Source organism: Arthrobacter sp. 10N43 (assembly GCF_056394525.1).
Genome location: NZ_JBFTIA010000003.1, coordinates 277,359 through 297,079, shown reverse-complemented (window position 1 = coordinate 297,079; position 19,721 = coordinate 277,359). Strand labels below are relative to the sequence as shown.

The window sequence follows — 19,721 nt, the reverse complement described above, 5'->3', positions numbered from 1 at the left end:
GCCCTGAGGGGCCCGGAAGACCACGGAGGAATACAGTGTCCACAATTGGCGTACAAGCGATGATGCTCAAAGACAGCTTCACCGAACTCGGAGCGTTTGAAACGCTCCGCAAGGTCAGCGCAATCGGCTACAACGCCGTCGAGATCTCCCAGATCCCGATGACGCCGGAGAACGTCGCTGAACTGGACCGTTCCCGCAGCGAACTGGGCATGGACATCGCCGCCTTGTCCGTGGCCATGGAGATCCCCCAGGGCCGCCCCGGGGATTCGCTGGCCGAGCACTTCGAGAAGATCGTGGAGGACGCCAAGCGCCTGGACACGAAGCTGCTGCGGATCGGCATGCTGCCGTTCCCGGCGATGAAGTCGATCGGCGCAGTCATCGACTTCGCCAAGCAGGCCAACGAATACGCCGAACGCCTGCAGGAACAGGGCCTGGGCCTGTATTACCACAACCACCACATCGAGTTCGCGAAGTTCGACGGAAAGTTCATGCTGGACGTCATCGCCGAGAACTCCCCGGCCATGGGCATGGAAATCGATGTCCACTGGGTGCAGCGCGGCGGCCTGGACCCGGTACGCACGCTGGAAAAGTATGCCGGCCGCACGGCCATGGTCCACCTGAAGGACTACCGGATCGGCGAATTGCCGGAATCCTCCTTCGGGCTGCTGGATTCCGGGGACTTCATGGGCTTCATGGACCAGTTCAAGAACGTGGTCCAGTTCGCCGAAGTGGGCGAAGGCAACCTGGACTTCCCGTCCATCATTCCCGCCGCGCAGGCCGCCGGTGCCCGCTACCTGCTGGTGGAGCAGGACGAGCTCTACGGGCGCACCGTGTGGGACGCCCTGCAGACCTCCTACGACAACCTCGTGGCCATGGGCCACTCGAACCTTTTCTAGACCACCCCCAATGACTACGGAGAATCACCACATGAGCAAGAAAGTACGCCTCGGCATCATCGGCCTGGGCCAGCAGGGCGGCCTGTACGCCAAGTTGATCACCGAAGGAAAAGTCCCGAACATGGTGATCGGCGCGATCTGCGACACCGATCCCGCCAAGAAGGAACTGGCCGCGTCCCAGTACCCGGACGCGCCCTTCTACGAGGACTACATCGCCATGCTGGAAAGCGGCGACGTCGACGCCGTCGTGACGTGCGTGCCGCACTTCCTGCACCCGGAAATGGGCATCGAGACCCTCAAGCGCAACATCCACGCCCTCGTGGAGAAGCCGGCCGGCGTGTACACCAAGCAGGTCAAGGAGCTCAACGAGTTCGCCGCCAGCAAGCCGGAGCTGTCCTTCGCCATCATGTTCAACCAGCGCAACAACCCGCTGTACCAGAAGCTCAAGGAGATCGTTGACAACGGCGAGATCGGCGCCATCCGCCGCACCAACTGGATCATCACCAACTGGTGGCGCCCCCAGGGTTACTACAACTCCAGCGAATGGCGCGCCACGTGGGGCGGCGAGGGCGGCGGCGTGCTGGTCAACCAGGCGCCGCACCAGCTGGATCTCTGGCAGTGGATCTGCGGCGTGCCGAAGTCCGTCTACTCCAAGGTTGCCTACGGCTTCCGCCGCGACATCGCCGTGGAGGACGAGGTCACCGCCGTCGTGGACTACGGCAACGGCGCCACGGGCGTCTTCGTGACGGCCACGCACGACCTCGTGGGCACCGACCGCTTCGAGATCCTGGGCGACCAGGGCAAGATCGTGGTCGAGAACTCCAAGACCGCCACGGTGACCCGCCTGCACAAGCCCGAGCGCGAACTCAGTGAGAGCCTGGACATGGGCGATGTCCTCAAGCTCTTCATGGGCCAGATGGACACGGAGGAGTTCTACACCACCGAAGTCCTCGAGTTCGAGTCCGCCTGGGGGGCGCAGCACGCCGGTGTCCTGGAGAACTTCGCCGCCAACATCCTGGACGGCACACCGCTGCTGGCCCCGGGATCGGACGGCATCAAGGGTGTCCGCCTGGCCAACGCCATCCACCTCTCCAGCTGGACCGGCACGGAGGTAGCGCTGGACTTCGACGAGGACGTCTTCCTCGCCGAGCTGAACAAGCGCATCGTGGACGAAGGCAAGTTCCCCGAACGCGCCTAGGCACACCCCGCCCAACTGACTGGCAGCTGCGGCCGTTTTGAGCGCTCAAAACGGCTCCTGCTGCCAGTTAGTTGGGCTGATGCTCGTTAGGATGGGGCGGTGACTGAACCCAAGACCCCGGACGCGGCCGCATCGGCAGCTCCGGCCAAAAAGCCCTCCCGTGCGGGAAAGTCCAGCGCCACCATCTACGACATCGCCAAGGTTGCCGGCGTCAATCCCTCCACCGTCTCCCGGGCGCTCAGCAAGCCCGGCCGGGTCAGCGCCAAGACCCAGAAACTCATCGAGGACGCCGCCGCCGAGCTGAACTACCAGGTCAACCCGTTCGCCCGCGCCCTGCCCACCGGCCGCACCAACACCTTCGGCCTGATCGTCGCGGACATCACCAACCCCACTTTTTTCGACATCATCCGCGGGGCGGAAACGACCGCCACGCTGCGGGACTACACGCTGGTCCTGGCCGAGTCCGCCGAGTCCGCGGACACCGAGCTGACGGCGGCACGCCGGATGATGGCCACCGTGGACGGGCTCATCCTTGCCAGCCCCCGCATGGACGACGACCACATCCGGGCCATCGCCCGGGACAAGCCCGTGGTGGTCATCAACCGCGAGGTCGACGGCGTGCCGTGCGTGGTCCCGGACGTGAACAAGGGCATCAGCGAGGCTGTCCGCAGCCTGGCCGCCAACGGGCACCACAAGGTTGCCTTTGTTGCTGGGCCGCCGCAGTCCTGGATGTCCGCGCGCCGCTGGGAAGGCGTGCAGGCCGCCTGCGAATGGTCCCGGCTCGAGGCCGTGCGGCTGGAATCCAGCAAACCCACCGTCGACGGCGGCCGCCAGGTGGCGCGCGACGTCCGCGCCAGCGGCGCCACAGCGGTGCTGACCTACAACGACCTCCTGGCCATCGGCCTCATGCAGGAACTCCAGGCCGCCGGCCTGGTAATCCCGGACCAGATCAGCATCGTGGGCTTCGACGACATCTTCGGGGCCGATTTCACCACGCCGCCGCTCACCACCGTGCGCTCGCCGCTGGGGGAGTGCGGCTCGGGCGCCGCTACCTTGCTGCTGGATCGCCTGCACGGCGAACACCCGCACGGTACGGCAGCGCCTGCGCCCACGCTGCGCGTCGAGACCGAGCTGGTGCTCCGGGGCTCGAGCGGACGGCTGCTGCCCGCGGGCTAGACCCACCGCCGCAGTCACTCGCAACTTGGTGGCAATTTATGGCAACCGGTTGACAAATGCTCGGGGTGGGCCGGACCATTGAGCTATGTCACAGTCGATTGCCGCCAACCCAGACCGGCTCCTGCCCGCGGATCCCGGAACGCGCAGCATTGCGCGGGACCTCCTGCAGCGCGTCCAGGACCTCCCCATCATTTCCCCGCACGGGCACGTTGACGCCGCCGTCATCGAGCACAACACCCCCTTCCCGGACCCGGCAGCGCTGCTGGTCAGCCCGGACCACTACGTCACCCGGCTAATCCACGCCAGCGGCGTCCCGCTGGACCGACTGAGGGGTTCGGCCGCCGCGGAAGCGGACTCCCGCACGGTCTGGCGCGAGTTCTGCAAGGCCTGGCCGCTGTTCGACGGGACGGCCTCAGGCTACTGGCTCCGCACCCAGTTCGACAGCGTCTTCGGCCTCCGGCAGGAGATCAGCGCCGAGACCGCCGACGCCAGCTACGACGCGATCTCCGCCAAGCTGCTGGAACCCGGCTTCCGGCCCCGCCAGCTGTTCAAGGACTTCAACATCGAGGTGCTGGCCACCACGGATGACCCCCTGGACAGCCTCGCCAGCCACCGGGCGATCGCCGAGGATCCCACGTTCCATGGCCGCGTCCTGCCCACCTTCCGCCCGGACGCCTACCTGAACATCGCGCACCCCACATGGTCCGCGAACGTGGACCGGCTCATCGCGGCAGCGGGCGACGGCGCCACCGGCTATGCCGGCTACATCACCGCCCTGGAGAACCGGCGTCGTTACTTCGTGGAGCACGGCGGGGTCTCGGCCGACCACGGCGTCCGCACTCCCGCGACGCTCAAGCTCGACGCCGCCGACGCCGCCAGGCTGTTCGACCGCGCCCGCGCCGGCCAGGCCACGGCGCAGGACCGCGAGGACTTCGAGGCCCACATGATGTACCAGATGGCACGGATGTCTGTGGAGGACGGCCTGGTCATGACCATCCACCCGGGCTCGTTCCGCAACCACCACGAGCCCACGTTCGAGAAGTTCGGCCCGGACACCGGCCACGACATCCCGTTTGCCGTGAACTACACCGAGGCCGTCCGCCCGGTGCTGCAGGACTTCGGCACCGCCAAGGACTTCCACCTGGTGCTCTTCACCATGGACGAGACCGTGTTCTCCCGCGAACTCGCGCCGCTGGCCGGCTTCTACCCCTCGGTCTACCTCGGCGCCCCGTGGTGGTTCCTGGACGCACCGGACGCCATGCTGCGCTTCCGCTCCGCCGTGACCGAGACCGCCGGTTTCTCCCGCTCGTCCGGCTTCATCGACGACACCCGCGCGTTCTGCTCCATCCCCGCCCGCCACGACGCCTCCCGCCGGATCGAGGCCTCCTTCCTGGCCAGGCTGGTCGCCGAACACCGCGTCAGCGAGGACCGCGCCCATGAACTGATTGTCGACATCGTGGACGGCTCGCCGCGGAGGGTCTTCAAGCTGTGAGTACCGATCTGACATCCGCACCCGAATCCGAGGTGGATCCCGCCATGGACCTTCCCCAACTGAACCGCAGCCTGCGCCCCTCCGCCAAGGCACCCGTGCGGATCATCCACCTGGGACTGGGCGCCTTCCACCGCTCGCACCAGGCCTGGTACACCCACCAGGCGTCCGACGCCGCGGACTGGGGCATCGCGGCCTTCACCGGCCGCCGCCCCGACGCCGCGCTGACGCTGGCCGAACAGGACGGGCTGTACACGGTGGTGAACCGCGCCGACGATGGCGACTCCTTCGCCGTGGTCAGCAGCATCGTCGAGGCCGTGGACGGCGCCAACGTGCAGCGCCTCGCGGACCTGGTCGCCGCCCCGGCCACCGCCGTTATCACCTTGACCATCACCGAGGCGGCGTACCGGCTCCGCGCCGACGGGCAGCTTGACCGCACCGCACCCGACGTCGCCGGGGACCTTGCGCTGCTGGCTTCCGGCGGCAACCCGACGACGCCGCTGGGCCGGCTGGTGCTGGCACTGGCCTCCCGCCGGTCGGCAGCCGCCGGACCGCTCGCCGTCGTCTGCTGCGACAACCTGTCCAACAACGGCACTGTGGCGCACAACGCCGTGGTGGGCATGGCCGGGGCGTGGGACGCAGACCTGGCCGGATGGATCGACGCCAACATCAGCTTCGTCAGCACCTCGGTGGACCGCATCACACCGCGGACCACCGCCGCGGACATAGCCGCCGTCCAGTCCGCCTGCGGCTACCGCGACACCTCGCCCGTGGTGGCCGAGCCCTTCTCCAACTGGGTGCTCAGCGGGGATTTCCCCGCCGGACGGCCGCGCTGGGAAGACGCCGGTGCCGTCTTCGTGGCCGAGATCGAGCCGTACGAGAACCGCAAGCTGTGGCTCCTGAACGGCGCGCACTCGCTGCTGGCCTACGCCGGCCAGCTCCGCGGCCACACCACCGTGGCCGAGGCCCTGGCGGACCCGCTGTGCCTGCGGGCTGTCGAAAAGTTCTGGGACGAGGCGGAGGCAAACCTGTCCGGGACCGAAGCCATGGCCGCGGAACTGCAGCTCCCCGCCTACCGCGCCGCCCTGCTGCAGCGATTCAGCAACGCCAGGATTGCCCACCACCTCGCACAGATCGCGATGGACGGCAGCACCAAGCTACGGATGCGCGCGGTTCCCGTCCTGCGGGCCGAGCGGGCCGCGGGCAGGACCGGCGCGGCCGCCGCGCTGATGATCGCCGCCTGGATGGACTACGGTGCCGCCTCCGACGCCTTCCAGGACCCCCTGGCCGAGGAGGTGGCCGCGGCCAACCGGCTCGCCGGCACCGAGCGGATCCGGGCCCTGCTTGCCCTGGTGGATCCGGCCCTGGCCGCTGACGGCGCCGTCGTGGACCTCATTGAAGACCTGTGCGGAACGTTCGGGGAGCGGGCTGTCTCCCTGTAGCGCCCTCCGTGCATGCACTACTGCCCGGCTCCCGGTCACGGGGAGCCGGGCAGCAGTGTTTCCAAAACTTTCAACTAAATTTATGGCAACCGCTTGCCAACTGATTGCCAAGTGACTAGGATTACATCCAGACGAATGGGGCCACCGGATGGCTCGCCGGCACCGCTGGCCCAACCGGAAGGCCCGCCCCCGCAACGATGCGTAAGGAACTCCCACGATGCTCAAGCCCCAGGCCAGTGAAACCCGCGAGATCGTCAACCTCGACGGCCTGTACCGCTTCAAGGTGGACTTTGACCGCTCCGGCCACCGGGACGAATGGTTCAAGGCGCCGCTGGACTCGGCCCTGGAAATGGGTGTCCCGGCCAGCTACAACGACGTCTTCCCCGACAAGGCCGTCCGCGACCACGTGGGCTACGTCTGGTACCAGCGCGAGGTCCGCGTCCCGCGCGGCTGGGCCGGGGAGCGCATCCACGTCCGCCTCGACTCGGCAACGCACGAGGGCATGGTGTGGGTTGACGACACTCTGGTGGCCCAGCACGCCGGCGGCTACATGCCGTTCAGCGCGGACATCACCGAGCACGTCACCTCCGGCCAGGTCTTCCGCCTGACGATCTCCGTCAACAACGAGCTCACACAGGCCACCATCCCGCCGGGCACCATCACCGTCACCGAGGACGGCCGCCGCCAGCAGAGCTACCTCCACGATTTCTACAACTACGCCGGCCTGCACCGCAGCATCTGGCTCTTCAGCACCCCGGCGGTAACGGTCGATGACATCACCGTCGTCACCGGCTTCGAAGGCACCACTGGCAGCGTCGACTACACGATCGGCACCGCCGGTGGAACCGGCAGCGAATCGGTCACCGTATCGCTCCGGGACGCCGACGGCGCCGAGGTCGCCCGCGCCGACGGCGCCACCGGCACCCTGAACATCGCCGACGTCGTGCTGTGGAAGCCCGGCGCCGCCTACCTGTACAGCCTCACCGCGGAAATCCGCGACGCCGGCCAGCTGCTGGACAGCTACACCCTGCCGGTCGGCGTCCGCACCGTCGAAATCAGCGGCAAGGAATTCCTCATCAACGGCGAACCGTTCTACTTCACCGGCTTCGGCATGCACGAGGACCACGTGGCCATTGGCAAGGGCCACAGCAACGCCCAGATGGTCAACGATTTCCAGCTCCTGGACTGGGTGGGCGCCAACTCCTTCCGCACCTCGCACTACCCGTACGCCGAGGAAGTCATGGAGTTTGCCGACCGGCACGGCATCGTGGTGATCGACGAGACCGCCGCCGTGGGGCTGCACCTGGGCTTCGGCGCCGTCTTTGGCGGCATCGCCAAGAAGACCTACGTCGACGGCGGAGTGGACGCCAACACCGCCGCCAACCACCGGCAGGCGATCTCAGAACTCGTCGCCCGCGACAAGAACCACCCCTCCGTGGTGATCTGGTCGATCGCCAACGAACCCAACGGTTCCGAAGAGGGAGCCCGCGAATACTTCGCACCCCTCGTGGAACTGACCCGCAGCCTGGACCCCACCCGGCCCGTCGGCTACGTCAACGTCATGTTCGACACCCCGGACAAGGAACTGCTCGGGGACCTCTTCGACGTCATCATGCTCAACCGCTACTACGGCTGGTACCTCAACAACGGCGACCTCGAAACGGCCGAACAGAGCCTCGAGAAGGAACTGCGGGAGTGGGAAGCCAAGTACGGCAAGCCCATGATCATGACCGAGTACGGGCCGGACACCATGCCCGGCTTCCACTCCATCTATGAACAGCCCTGGAGCGAGGAATACCAGGCCGCGTTCCTGGCCATGTACCACCGGGTCTTCGACCGCGTGGACGCCATGGTGGGCGAACAGGTCTGGAACTTCGCGGACTTCCAGACCTCCAACGGCATCATGCGCGTGGACGGCAACAAGAAGGGCGTCTTCACCCGGGACAGGCGGCCCAAGCCCGCCGCCTATGCCCTGCGCCAACGGTGGACGGCACTGGCCGGCACCAAGAACACCACCCCCGAGGCGTAGGCCTTAACGCACATTTTTTGGCCGGACCCAGGTCCGGCACCGGGTAAAGGAGCCCAATCACATGAAAAAGCTTTCCAAGCTCAGCATCGTCGGCTATGGCGCCGGCGATGCCGCCAACAACCTCGCCTTCACCACCGCCACGATGTTCCTCCTCGTCTACTACACGGACGTGGCCGGGATCTCGGCCGCGGCCGCCGGAACACTGCTGCTGGTGGTGCGGATCTTCGACGCCTTCGCCGACGTCTTCGCCGGCCGCGTCGTGGACCGGACCTACAGCAAACGGTTCGGCAAGTTCCGCCCGTTCATCATGTTCGGCTCCATCCCGCTGCTCCTGCTGAGCGTCGCCACCTTCTCCGTTCCCCAGCTCGGGGAATCCGGCACCCTGCTCTACGCCTACGTCACGTACGCCGCCCTGGGCCTGGCCTACAGCCTGGTCAACATCCCCTACGGCTCGCTGGCCGGCGCCATGACCCAGGACCCGGGGGAGCGCGCCAAGCTGGGCTCCGCCCGGATGATCGGCGGGCTGCTGGTCGGCTCCGCCCTAGGCATCTTTGTGGCTCCGCTGATCAAGCCCGGCGCGGACCTGCAGGGCACGTTCACCGCCATCACCATCGCCTTCGTCGTTATCGGGGCGGGCCTGTACCTTTTCACCTTCCTGACCGCCAAGGAACGCGTCCACCGCGCAGTTCCCAACGTCACGTTCAAGCAGAGCATGGAGACCCTCAAGGGCAACCGGCCGTTGCTCATGCTGTGCGTGAGCTCCTTCTTCTTCCTGACCGGCTACCTGGCCCTCACCTCCGTGCAGTTGTACTACCTCCGCGATGTCCTGGGTCGGCTGGACCTGTACCCGGTGCTGTCCATCATCCAGCTCGGCCTGACCTTCGTGCTGGCCGGCTTCATGCCCAAGCTGGTCCGGACCATCGGCAAGAAGCGGGTCTACATCTTCTCCTCGCTGTTCACGGTGGTTGGCGGAGCCATCATCTTCTTCACCCCCGCAAGCCAGGCCTTGGTCGGCTTCAGCGGCCTGGTGATCAGCCTGGTGGGCGTGCTCGCGGTCAACATCGTGGTGTGGGCACTGGAAGCCGACACCGTCGAGTACGGAGAGTGGAAGACCGGGGTCCGGACCGAGGGCATCACCTACGCACTGTTCTCCTTCACCCGCAAGACCGGTCAGGCCGTCGGCGGTGCCCTCGCCGCCTACGCGCTGGCCCTGGGCGGCTACAAGTCCGGCGCCGTCCAGACCGCCGACGCCGTCTTCGGCATCCAGATCGCGGCCGGCGCGCTGCCGGCGGTCATGACCATCCTGGCCGTGATCGTGATGGCCAAGTACACGCTCACCGACGCCATGCACGCCCGGATCCTCACCGAGATCCAGGCCCGCCGCGGCGACGGCACCGTTTCGGCCGACGCCGACGCCGACGCGGACGCCGACGCCCACGCCGGCACCGTCACCGGTTCCGCCGATGCCGCTCCGCTGACGTCCAGCAAATAAGACACCCGGCGATTAAGACACCCCGAAAGACCAGAAAAGGACCTGTTGTGAAAATCATTGCTGCTGAAGTCTTCGTGACCAGCCCCTCCCGGAACTTCGTGACCCTGCGGATCACCACCGAGGACGGTGTGACCGGGATCGGCGACGCGACCCTGAACGGGCGGGAGCTCGCGGTCGCCGCGTACCTGAAGGAGCACGTCGCGCAGCTGCTGATCGGCAAGGACCCGCACCGGATCGAGGACACCTGGCAGTTCCTGTACCGGTCCTCGTACTGGCGCCGCGGCCCGGTCACCATGGCCGCGATCGCCGCCGTCGACATGGCGCTGTGGGACATCAAGGGCAAGGTCGCCGGGATGCCGGTCTACCAGCTCCTGGGCGGGGCGTCCCGCAACGGACTGCGCGCCTACGGCCACGCCTCCGGCGCGGACCTGCCCAGTCTCTTCGACTCCGTCCGGGAGCACCTGGAACTGGGCTACAAGTCCATCCGGATCCAGACCGCGGTCCCGGGCATCAAGGCCGTCTACGGCGTCGCTGCCCAGGCCCAGGCCTCCGGTGAACGCTACGACTACGAACCCGCCGGCCGCGGGGCGTTCCCGCAGGAAGAGGACTGGGACACCCGCGCCTACCTCCGCCACCTGCCCTCCGTATTCGAGGCCGTGCGCAACGAGTTCGGTCCGGAAATCCCGCTCCTGCACGACGGACACCACCGGATGACTCCGATCCAGGCCGCCAAGCTCGGCAAGGCGCTGGAACCCTATGACCTGTTCTGGCTCGAGGACTGCACCCCGGCGGAGAACCAGGAAGCGCTGCGGCTGGTCCGCCAGCACACCACCACCCCGCTGGCCATCGGTGAAATCTTCAACACCGTCTACGACTACCAGACCATCATCAAGGAACAGCTGATCGACTACGTCCGGGCCGCCTCCACCCACTTCGGCGGCATCAGCCCGCTGAAGAAGGTGATGGACTTCGCCGCGCAGTACCAGATCAAGTCCGGCTTCCACGGCCCCACCGACATCTCCCCGGTCGGGTTCGCCGCGCAGCTGCACGTCGGCCTGGCGATCCACAACTACGGCATCCAGGAATACATGCAGCACTCGGACAAGACCAACGAGGTCTTCGAGCAGTCCATGACCTTCAAGGACGGCTACCTGCACCCGGGCGACAAGCCCGGCATCGGCGTGGAATTCAACGCCGAAGCCGCCGCCGCCTTCCCGTACCAGCAGGCCTACCTGCCCTACAACCGCCTCGTCGACGGCACCGTCCATGACTGGTAAACCGGGCATGACGACTGACGAGACCACGACAGGCCACCAGAAGCCCGCCGTTGCCGGCCGCCACATTGTGGTGATGGGTGTCTCCGGCTGCGGAAAGACCACCATCGGCGACCTCGTGGCCCGCGAACTCGGCGTCCGCTTTCTCGACGGCGACTCCCTCCACCCCGTGGAGAACGTCGCCAAGATGGCAGCCGGAACGCCACTGACGGACGAGGACCGCTGGCCGTGGCTTGCCACCGTAGGCGCCGAACTCGCCGCCGCCGGGCCGGCCGGCCTGGTGCTCGCCTGCTCCGCGCTCAAGCGCAGCTACCGCGACGCGATCCGAGCCCAGGCGCCCGAGACCGTCTTCCTGCACCTGCACGGCAGCAGGGACGTGCTCGGCGGCAGGATCGAGGGCCGCACCGGCCACTTCATGCCGGCCGCGCTGCTCGACTCCCAGCTCGCCACGCTCGAGCCGCTCGAAGCTGACGAGGCCGGGACCCTCGTGGACATCGCAGGCCCGGTGGAACACGTCGTCGCCGCCGCCCTCGCCGGCGTCGCGGACCGGACCGGGGCGACTGCTGGGGCCCCGGCACCGGCAGCGGTTCCCGCCGCCGGCACGTTCGCCGTCGACCTTCAGTCCGCGCCGTTCAACCTCGACGACGACGCCATCGCGTGGGTGGAGTCCACCATCGCCGGCATGTCGCTCGAGGAAAAGATCGGCCAGCTGTTCATCAACCACAACAACGACTACGCCCCGGAGTACCTCGACGGGATCCTGGAGCAGTACCACGTGGGCGGCATGCGGTATCGGCCGGGGCCGTCGGCCGCCGTGCAGGAACACATCCGCTACGCGCAGTCCAAGACCCGGGTGCCGCTGCTGATCGCGTCGAACCCCGAAATGGGCGGAGCCGGCAGCTGCGATGACGGGACTTTCGTCTCGACCCACCTGCAGGCAGGCTCCCACCCGGACAAGAACATCGCCCGCCAGATGGGTCGTGTCGCAGGTGTGGAGACCGCCGCGCTGGGCTGCAACTGGGCCTTCGCGCCGATCGTGGACATCCACTACAACTGGCGCAACACCGTGGTCTCCACCCGGTCCTTCGGCAACACCCCGGAGATCGTGGTGGAACGGGCCAAGGAATACTTCGACGGCATCAGCGAATCGCCCACCGTGTGCGCCATGAAGCACTTCCCCGGCGATGGCATGGACGAGCGCGACCAGCACGTAGTCACCTCCTACAACACCCTCGGCTACGAGGAGTGGAACAAGACCTACGGTCACGTGTACCGGGAGATGATCGGCCACGGCGTGCAGTCGATCATGATCGGGCACATCGGTGCACCGGACTTGTCACGGCATTTCCGGCCCGGGATGGCGGCGGAGGACATCCTGCCCGCCACCCTGGCGCCGGAACTGCTCCAGGACCTGCTCCGCGGCGAGCTCGGCTTCAACGGGCTCATCCTCACCGATGCGTCCCAGATGATCGGCCTCACGCAGGCCATGAAGCGCAGCGAGCTCGTCCCGGCCACCATCGCGGCCGGCTGCGACATGTTCCTGTTCTTCCGGAATCCGGCCGAGGACTTCGGGTACATGCTGGAAGGTTACAAATCCGGGGTCATCACGGAGGCCCGCCTGCTTGACGCCCTGCGACGGATCCTGGGACTGAAAGCCTCGCTCGGGCTGCACAGGATCGCGCGGGAATCCCTCGTCCCGCCGGGCGAAGCCCTGCGGCTGATCGGGAGCCCGGCCCACCGGGAGGTTGCCGCGCAGATCGCCGACAAGACCGTCACCCTGGTCAAGGACACCGCCGGCAACCTGCCCGTCACGCCGCAGACCCACAAGCGCATCCGGCTCTACGGCATCTCCGGCGGGTCGGACTTCACCCGGGCGGATCCGCTGGCCTACCTGGACGTTGTCCGGGACGAGCTCGAAAAGGCCGGCTTTGAAGTTCACGTCTTCAAGACGGCCGATCAGCGCGAGGCCGCCGGCGAGACCGGGGTCAACTTCATGTCTGTCATCTCCGAGGAAGCCACCGCGGACTATGCGCAGAAGTACGACGCCGCGTTCGTATTCGCCAATGTGAAGGGCTTCGCCCAGGAAGCGGCGATCCGGATCAAGTGGTCCACGCCCATGGCGGCCGAGATTCCCTGGTACGTCACGGAAGTCCCCACCGTCTTCGTCTCGCTCAACCAGCCCAACCACCTCATTGACGTGCCGATGGTCAAGACAGCCATCCACGCCCACGCGGGCACGCCGGAGGCCATCCGGGCCGCGATCGAGAAGATCCAGGGCAAGTCGGAGTTCCAGGGCACCTTCAACGAGAACGTCTTCTGCGACTCCTTCGACACCCGGCTCTAACGCGGCGTTTCCTAACGGCCGCTGCGCAAAATATCCTGCGATACGGGAATCCCCGTAGCGCAGGATATTTTGCGTAGCGCCAACCAGAATGCGCCGCGAAATCCCCTCCCGCGACACCCCGGGCAGGCGTACCGTGGGGCCATGGAGAAGACCGGATGCGCGGTGGTGGGCGGCGGCCCCGCGGGGATGATGCTGGGCCTGCTGCTGGCCCGGGCCGGGGTGCGGGTGACGGTGTTGGAGAAGCACGCGGATTTCCTGCGGGACTTCCGCGGCGACACCGTGCACCCGTCCACCATCCGGCTCATTGACGAACTCGGCCTCGGCCAGGAATTCCGCCGGCTGCCGCAGAGCCGCCTGAAGAATGTTGTTTTCCCGGTCGCGGGCGGCCCGCCCGTGACCATGGGCGACTTTGATGCCCTGCCGCCGCCGTACAACTACATCGCCATGATGCCGCAATGGGATTTCCTGAACTTCCTCGCTTCCGCCGCGGCCCAGGAGCCGGGGTTCACGCTGCTCATGAGCCATACCGCCACCGGCCTGGTCCGCAACGGGGGCCGCGTCCGGGGAGTCCGCTTCCGCACCCCGGACGGCGCGCAGGACGAACTCTTGGCCGACCTGGTGGTGGCCACCGACGGCCGCCATTCCGCGCTGCGGACCGCGGCCGGGATGGCGCCCAAAGAGTTCCCGGTGCCCTTTGACACCTGGTGGTTCCGGCTGCCCCGCTATCCCTCCGAAACGGGTGAGGTGGCGGGCCTGGTGCCGGCGTTCGGCCCCGGCGAGGCGCTGCTGGCCCTGTTCCGCACCGACTACTACCAAATGGGCTACCTCGCCGCCAAGGGCACCGACGCGCGGATCCGCGCGGAAGGCGTCGAGGGCTTCCGACGGCGGGTCGCGGGACTCCGCCCTGACCTTGCGGACCGCGTCGACGCCATCGAATCCCTCGATGACCTCCACTGGCTGGACGTGCGGCTGAACCGGCTGCATTCGTGGCACATCAACGGAATGCTGTGCATCGGGGACGCCGCGCATGCGATGTCCCCGGCTGGCGGCGTCGGCATCAACCTCGCCATCCAGGACGCTGCGGCCGCCGCAGAGTACCTCGCCCCCGCGCTGCTCCGGGGCCGGGTGACCACGGCAGACCTGGAGAAAGTGGAACGGCGACGGCGGCTGCCCACGGTCATCGTGCAGACCGTCCAACGCATCATGCAACGCGCGATCTTCGCCCCGATCATGACCGGAAAGCGGACGAAGTTCCCGGCAGCGGCACTCTTCATCGCCCGCCGTGTTCCGGCGGTCCGGACCATCATTCCGCGCTTCATCGCCTTTGGGCCGCGCCCCGAGCACGCACCAGCCTTCGCGCGGCGAGCGGAAGCCCAACCCCAGCCCTAGCTGTACTGCGCCGGCCCTGCGCCGTCACACGGGCTCCGGCTGGGAACCAGCGGCGGGCCAGCCACTAAACTGGGACCCATGACTGCCACCCGTGACTTCGCAGCCGACGCTGCCGCTGCCCGTGCCCGCCTCCTGGAACTGATCAAGGAACTGGCCGTCGTCCGCGGCAAGGTCATCCTCTCCAGCGGCGCGGAAGCCGACTACTACATCGACCTGCGCCGCATCACCCTGCACCACGAGGCGTCCAAACTGGTGGGACAGGTCATGCTCTCGCTGCTGGAGGACGCCGGGATCGATTTCGAGTGCGCCGGCGGGCTCACCATGGGGGCAGACCCGGTGGGCACCGCCGTCATGCACGCCGCCGTCGACGCCGGGCGCCCCGTGGACGCGTTCGTGGTCCGCAAGGCGCAGAAGTCCTACGGCATGGGCCGCCAGGTGGAAGGTCCCTCGGTGGAGGGCCGCAAGGTCCTGGTCCTGGAAGACACGTCAACCACCGGCGGTTCCGCGCTGACCGCCGTCGAAGGTGTCCGGAAGGCCGGCGGCAACGTGGTGGCCGTCGCCGTAATCGTGGACCGTGACACGGGGGCCAAGGAAAAGATCGAAGCCGAAGCCGGTGTTCCGTACCTCTTCGCCTTCGGCAAGGACGAGCTGGGCCTGAGCTAGGCGGTCCGCCTTTAGCCCGCGCGGGTGGACGGTGGGTAGACCGTGATTTATCATTTGTCGAATACCGTCCGTTCCATTTCACCTGGAGAACACGCGCCATGCTCCCGTCCGATAAGTCCCCGATCAGCGGTGCGAATCTGGGCGCCGAAGGCCAGGGCGCCGACGTGTCAGTCGGCACGGTCGACCAGATCCAGAACCTGATCCTGGACAGCGCGGACTTCGAAGCGTTCCTGAATGAACTCGCGCGTTTTTCCGCGCACCAGGTGGCGGGCTCCGGCGACGACGCCCTGTGCGGAATTACGCTGCTGCGGGACCGCAAGGCCGCCACGATCGGGTGGAGCAGTGACTCCGCCCGCGAAGTGGACGAGATCCAGTACTCGCTGTCCCAGGGCCCGTGCCTGACCGCGGCCAAGGAGGAACGGGAAGTCTACGTCCCGGACCTCTTCGAGGAGGACCGCTGGGGCCCCGACTACGCCGCCGCCGTCGCCTCGCACGGCCTGCGCTCGGTGCTCTCGGTGCCTTTCCACCTCCAGGGCGAAGCCCAGGCGGCGCTGAACCTCTACTCCGATGTCCCGCGCAAGTTCGACGGCGACGTAGCGGCCCGGGCCCGCGGCTACACCCGCGAGATCTCCCAGGCGCTGCGGCTGGCCGTCCGGTTCTCGCTGCACACGGACAGTGCCACCAACCTGCGGGCCACGCTCGAATCCCGGACCGTGATCGACATGGCCATCGGAATCGTCATGGCGCAGAACCGCTGCGACCAGGAAACCGCGGTCCGGATCCTCACCGACGCGTCCAGCAACGGCAACGTCAAACTGCGCGATATCGCCGCATCCCTGGTGCAGTCTGTCGGCGGAACGGCAACCCGGACGCACTACGAAGAGCCGGGCAGGCGACAGCCAGCCTGAACCGGAAGTCGCCTATGACTTGTGCGCAGCCACAGGCGGGGATACGCTGGGGGCGGTTGAGCCGTCGGCCATAGACACCCTTCTTTGGAGTACCTATGGACCAGTCGCTGCAAGCCCACGTTAAACTCGATGTCGTTTCCGACGTCGTCCGGATCATTGTCCGGGGGAGCCTCACGCAAGCCTCCCGCCCCTCCCTGATGCACATCATCCAGCGCGTTCGCCGCATGGGAATCAACTCGCACATCCGCGTCGACCTCGGCCTGGCCGCCGTCGTGGAATCGACGGCGCTGTCGGGCTTGCGCAACGACCTCAACGCGGTCGACGGCGGGAGCGCCGGCCAGGACGCCGCCGGCATGACCGCCCCCGGCGGCGTCTCCCTGGAACTGACCCCGCGCGGCGATGATTCGGGCGCGCTGCCCACCCTGGACATGTCCGGAGAGTTCCTGGCCTCGGTCGACCCCTCCGGCACGCGGCAGCTGACCCGGTACTCCGACGACGAACTCCTCGCCGCGAGCGACTCCGTGTTCGGCCTGCTGGATGACCCCACTGACATGGCCCGTTCGGAACTCCTGGCCACCTATGACGAGATCGGCATGGAGATCAGCCGCCGGGAGGTCGGTCGCGAGGCGGAGCCTGCCTAGCCATTTAACGGGCGGCAAGGGAGCCAACGGGAGCCCAGGCTGCTGCCCTGTGGGACTGCCGTTTGGACCGGTTTCTCTTCCCCGCCCGTGCGTGGATACGGTAGAGATGTGCCGGCCGAGATGGAACCGAACCATCCGCGAGGCCCCGGTTCTGCCGAGGCCCGCCTGCTCCGCCGCGCCGTCGAACTCAAACGCGTTTCACGGCGCACGTTCCTGATCGGCGCGGGGTCCGCGTCGCTGCTGGCGGCGGACATGCTGTTCACCCGGCGCGTGCAGACCGAGCGGCGGACCACCCGGATCATCGAAGTACCGGATGACGTCGCCGAACGGTATTTCCCCTACGCCAGCTGGATCCTGTTCCCCGGCTACAAGACGAGCTGGGAAGAGGCCCAGTGGATCCTGAACGCACTGCGCGGGTCCCTGAACAAGCGGGGCCAGCTCGCCGCCGTCGGATATTCCAACGAGGGGCTGGACATCGACGAGGTGGTCATCGCCGTGATCGAGCACGCCCGCGCCCACAACCTCACCACGCTCTACTTCTACGGCCACAGTTTCGGCGGCATGGTGGCAACCCAGGTGGCCGCCCGGCTGCGCGAGCTGCACGGCGTGGAAGTGGCTTTCATCCTGCTCGATTCCAGCCCTGCGAGCCGGCATGACGTGCTGGACCAGAGCTGGTTCGAGGGCGTGGTGCTGCTCTACGAGAGCGGGTTCCGCTTCCCCACAGTGCTGCGCGGCGGCTACGAGCTCGGCGAGCGGATGCTGCACAAGGATGAACGCAGTTGGGGCCAGATCGTGGACCAGACCCTGGAGCAGCTCTCGCCGATCGCGCCCTCCAGCGTGCTGATCCAGTCCGAATCGGCCTACATCTACCACTTCGAGGCCAGCCGCTTCGTTGGCAAGCTCGGCGGGACGAAGATGGCGTTCATCGGCAACCCCCGGGACAAGACCGTGGACTACGAGACCGCCCGGGATACGTGGTCACTGACCTTCCAGGCCAACATGGTCTCGGATGACCTGCGCACGGACGGAGCCAGGCCGGAGCACGCGAGCCCGGGCTGGAGCCCGTTTATCTACCGGCCCATCATCGAAAAACTCCAGGACGAGCTCTTCCCGCTGCCGGGCGGCGGCGGGAAGATGACGGCGTTCTGAGGGGGTTGCCTAGATCTGGTTTTTGAGGTCCGCCACGGAATTCAGGATCTGGTTCGGCCGGAACGGGTACGCGGCGATGTCGTCCCGGTGCGTGATGCCGCTGAGCACCAGCACCGTGTGCAGGCCCGCTTCCATGCCGGCGATGATGTCGGTGTCCATGCGGTCACCGATCATCGCTGTGGTCTCCGAGTGCGCGTCGATCTGGTTCATCGCCGAACGGAACATCATCGGGTTGGGCTTGCCCACAATGTACGGTTCGCGGCCCGTCGCCTTGGTGATGAGCGCCGCGATGGCCCCGGTGGCGGGCATGGGGCCGTCCTTGGACGGGCCGGTGGCGTCCGGGTTCGTGGCGATGAAGCGCGCCCCGGCCAGGATCAGCCTGATGGCCATGGTGATGGCTTCGAACGAGTAGGTGCGGGTCTCGCCGAGCACCACGAAGTCGGGGTTCTGGTCGGTGAGGATGAAGCCTGCCTCGTGGAGCGCCGTCGTGAGCCCCGCTTCACCGATTGTGTACGCGCGGTTCCCCGATTCCGAGCCGCGGACCTGGTCCTTGAGGAACTGGGCGGTGGCCAGGGCCGAAGTCCAGATGTTCTCCTCCGGGATTTCCAGTCCGGAAGAGCTCAGCCGCGCCGCGAGGTCCCGGGGCGTGAAGATCGAGTTGTTGGTCAGCACCAGGAACCGCTTGGAGGTGTCCACCCAGCGCTGGATCAGTTCCGAGGCGCCCGGGATGGGCTGGTTCTCGTGGACCAGCACGCCGTCCATGTCCGTCAGCCAGCACTCGATTTCCTGGCCGCTGCGGTACATCGAAGCATAGGAACGTGTCTCTCCTGAGTCGGTCGCCTGCTCGTCGCGTTGATCTGCCATGGTGTCCTCCGCCGTAAGTGTGCCGCTACCTGGGTCCCAGTCTAATGTTGAGGCGTGACTGAACCCGAGATCCCCGGCGACGCCGGCGTAATGCCTGTGCCAGCGACATCAGCGGAGCCGGCAGCAGAGGCAGAGGCAGAGGCCGAACCGAAGGCGGAGGTCGGCGTCGGCCCCTGGGAAGGCGACCTTCCCCAGGGCGAGCACTGGGATCCGGACCTCCTGGCCGACGGGGACCGGCGCAATGTCGTCGACAAATACCGGTACTGGAAGCACGAGGCGATCGTGGCGGACCTGGACTCCAAGCGCCACAGTTTCCACATCGCGATTGAGAACTGGCAGCACGACATGAACATCGGCACCGTGGTCCGCACGGCCAACGCGTTCCTGGCCAAGGAAGTCCACATCATCGGACGACGCCGGTGGAACCGCCGCGGGGCCATGGTCACCGACCGGTACCAGCACGTCCGCCACCACCCCACCGTGGAGGACTTCGTGGCCTGGGCCCAGGGGGAGGGGCTGGCGATCATCGGAATCGACATCTTCCCGGACTCCGTCCCGCTGGAGACCTACGAACTGCCCAGGAACTGCGTCCTGGTCTTCGGCCAGGAGGGCCCGGGCCTGACCCCCGAGGTCCACGACGCGGCCGTGGACACCCTGTCGATCGAGCAGTTCGGCTCCACCCGGTCCATCAACGCCGCCTCCGCCGCTGCGATCGCGATGCACGCCTGGATCCGCCGCCACGTGTTCGGCCAGCTCCCGGGATAGGG

At 67.2% G+C, this 19,721-nt stretch carries 16 protein-coding genes; 15 read left to right on the top strand and 1 reads right to left on the bottom strand.

The genetic code is table 11. The features are described 5' to 3' along the window. Positions 1-35 precede the first annotated feature (35 nt). The 14 genes from AC1DDO_RS06200 to AC1DDO_RS06135 all read left to right on the top strand — a co-directional run bounded on the left by AC1DDO_RS06200 (position 36) and on the right by AC1DDO_RS06135 (position 18,090). Entirely contained in the window at positions 36-896 is an 861-nt protein-coding gene (locus tag AC1DDO_RS06200) for a sugar phosphate isomerase/epimerase family protein (protein WP_476867039.1), read from the top strand. 31 nt (positions 897-927) lie between these two features. Then, positions 928-2,094, top strand: a complete 1,167-nt coding sequence (locus AC1DDO_RS06195) for a Gfo/Idh/MocA family protein (protein WP_476867040.1) — start codon at positions 928-930, stop codon at positions 2,092-2,094. 99 nt (positions 2,095-2,193) lie between these two features. Then, complete coding sequence (locus AC1DDO_RS06190; RefSeq protein ID WP_476867041.1) at positions 2,194-3,270, top strand: LacI family DNA-binding transcriptional regulator; 1,077 nt, start codon at positions 2,194-2,196, stop codon at positions 3,268-3,270. 85 nt (positions 3,271-3,355) lie between these two features. Further along, positions 3,356-4,762, top strand: a complete 1,407-nt coding sequence (gene uxaC / locus AC1DDO_RS06185; RefSeq protein WP_476867042.1) for a glucuronate isomerase — start codon at positions 3,356-3,358, stop codon at positions 4,760-4,762. A 44-nt stretch (positions 4,763-4,806) separates the two neighbouring features. Beyond that, a complete protein-coding gene (locus tag AC1DDO_RS06180) occupies positions 4,807-6,201 on the top strand; it encodes a mannitol dehydrogenase family protein (RefSeq protein ID WP_476867085.1) in 1,395 nt (464 codons plus the stop codon). 217 nt (positions 6,202-6,418) lie between these two features. Next, a complete protein-coding gene (gene uidA / locus AC1DDO_RS06175) occupies positions 6,419-8,230 on the top strand; it encodes a beta-glucuronidase (RefSeq protein WP_476867043.1) in 1,812 nt (603 codons plus the stop codon). 61 nt (positions 8,231-8,291) lie between these two features. Then, positions 8,292-9,722, top strand: coding sequence for a glucuronide transporter (uidB, locus tag AC1DDO_RS06170; RefSeq protein WP_476867044.1), 1,431 nt, complete (start codon positions 8,292-8,294; stop codon positions 9,720-9,722). A gap of 47 nt (positions 9,723-9,769) precedes the next feature. Then, the gene (gene manD / locus AC1DDO_RS06165; protein ID WP_476867045.1) at positions 9,770-10,999 is read left to right on the top strand and encodes a D-mannonate dehydratase ManD; all 1,230 of its coding nucleotides are present in this window, start codon (positions 9,770-9,772) and stop codon (positions 10,997-10,999) included. 7 nt (positions 11,000-11,006) lie between these two features. Next, positions 11,007-13,340, top strand: coding sequence for a gluconokinase, GntK/IdnK-type (locus AC1DDO_RS06160; RefSeq protein ID WP_476971732.1), 2,334 nt, complete (start codon positions 11,007-11,009; stop codon positions 13,338-13,340). Between the two features lie 141 nt (positions 13,341-13,481). After that, positions 13,482-14,729 carry an FAD-dependent oxidoreductase gene (locus AC1DDO_RS06155; protein WP_476867047.1) on the top strand — a complete coding sequence of 416 codons (1,248 nt, stop codon included), beginning with the start codon at positions 13,482-13,484 and terminating at the stop codon, positions 14,727-14,729. A 78-nt stretch (positions 14,730-14,807) separates the two neighbouring features. Then, positions 14,808-15,392, top strand: a complete 585-nt coding sequence (gene pyrE, locus AC1DDO_RS06150) for an orotate phosphoribosyltransferase (RefSeq protein WP_441408081.1) — start codon at positions 14,808-14,810, stop codon at positions 15,390-15,392. A 98-nt stretch (positions 15,393-15,490) separates the two neighbouring features. Continuing rightward, on the top strand, positions 15,491-16,300 hold the full coding sequence (locus AC1DDO_RS06145) for a GAF and ANTAR domain-containing protein (RefSeq protein ID WP_476867048.1): 810 nt from the start codon (positions 15,491-15,493) through the stop codon (positions 16,298-16,300). A 95-nt stretch (positions 16,301-16,395) separates the two neighbouring features. Continuing rightward, complete coding sequence (locus tag AC1DDO_RS06140) at positions 16,396-16,941, top strand: hypothetical protein (protein WP_476867049.1); 546 nt, start codon at positions 16,396-16,398, stop codon at positions 16,939-16,941. 120 nt (positions 16,942-17,061) lie between these two features. Then, complete coding sequence (locus tag AC1DDO_RS06135) at positions 17,062-18,090, top strand: thioesterase domain-containing protein (protein ID WP_476867050.1); 1,029 nt, start codon at positions 17,062-17,064, stop codon at positions 18,088-18,090. A gap of 9 nt (positions 18,091-18,099) precedes the next feature. On the opposite strand, the gene AC1DDO_RS06130 is transcribed toward AC1DDO_RS06135, so the two are convergent. Beyond that, positions 18,100-18,954 (bottom strand): HAD-IIA family hydrolase, encoded by an 855-nt coding sequence (locus tag AC1DDO_RS06130; RefSeq protein ID WP_441408077.1) that lies wholly within the window; start codon positions 18,952-18,954, stop codon positions 18,100-18,102. 90 nt (positions 18,955-19,044) lie between these two features. Between AC1DDO_RS06130 and AC1DDO_RS06125 the strand changes: the two genes are divergently transcribed. Beyond that, complete coding sequence (locus tag AC1DDO_RS06125; RefSeq protein WP_476867086.1) at positions 19,045-19,719, top strand: TrmH family RNA methyltransferase; 675 nt, start codon at positions 19,045-19,047, stop codon at positions 19,717-19,719. Positions 19,720-19,721: the final 2 nt, after the last annotated feature.

Coding starts and splice junctions, on each gene's coding strand:
- uidB (WP_476867044.1), top strand. CDS start 8,292: ATGAAAAAGCTTTCCAAGCTCAGCATCGTCGGCTATGGCGCCGGCGAT.
- AC1DDO_RS06130 (WP_441408077.1), bottom strand. CDS start 18,954: ATGGCAGATCAACGCGACGAGCAGGCGACCGACTCAGGAGAGACACGT.
- pyrE (WP_441408081.1), top strand. CDS start 14,808: ATGACTGCCACCCGTGACTTCGCAGCCGACGCTGCCGCTGCCCGTGCC.
- AC1DDO_RS06160 (WP_476971732.1), top strand. CDS start 11,007: ATGACGACTGACGAGACCACGACAGGCCACCAGAAGCCCGCCGTTGCC.
- AC1DDO_RS06140 (WP_476867049.1), top strand. CDS start 16,396: ATGGACCAGTCGCTGCAAGCCCACGTTAAACTCGATGTCGTTTCCGAC.
- uxaC (WP_476867042.1), top strand. CDS start 3,356: ATGTCACAGTCGATTGCCGCCAACCCAGACCGGCTCCTGCCCGCGGAT.
- AC1DDO_RS06180 (WP_476867085.1), top strand. CDS start 4,807: ATGGACCTTCCCCAACTGAACCGCAGCCTGCGCCCCTCCGCCAAGGCA.
- AC1DDO_RS06135 (WP_476867050.1), top strand. CDS start 17,062: ATGGAACCGAACCATCCGCGAGGCCCCGGTTCTGCCGAGGCCCGCCTG.
- AC1DDO_RS06145 (WP_476867048.1), top strand. CDS start 15,491: ATGCTCCCGTCCGATAAGTCCCCGATCAGCGGTGCGAATCTGGGCGCC.
- AC1DDO_RS06155 (WP_476867047.1), top strand. CDS start 13,482: ATGGAGAAGACCGGATGCGCGGTGGTGGGCGGCGGCCCCGCGGGGATG.
- AC1DDO_RS06125 (WP_476867086.1), top strand. CDS start 19,045: ATGCCTGTGCCAGCGACATCAGCGGAGCCGGCAGCAGAGGCAGAGGCA.
- AC1DDO_RS06195 (WP_476867040.1), top strand. CDS start 928: ATGAGCAAGAAAGTACGCCTCGGCATCATCGGCCTGGGCCAGCAGGGC.
- uidA (WP_476867043.1), top strand. CDS start 6,419: ATGCTCAAGCCCCAGGCCAGTGAAACCCGCGAGATCGTCAACCTCGAC.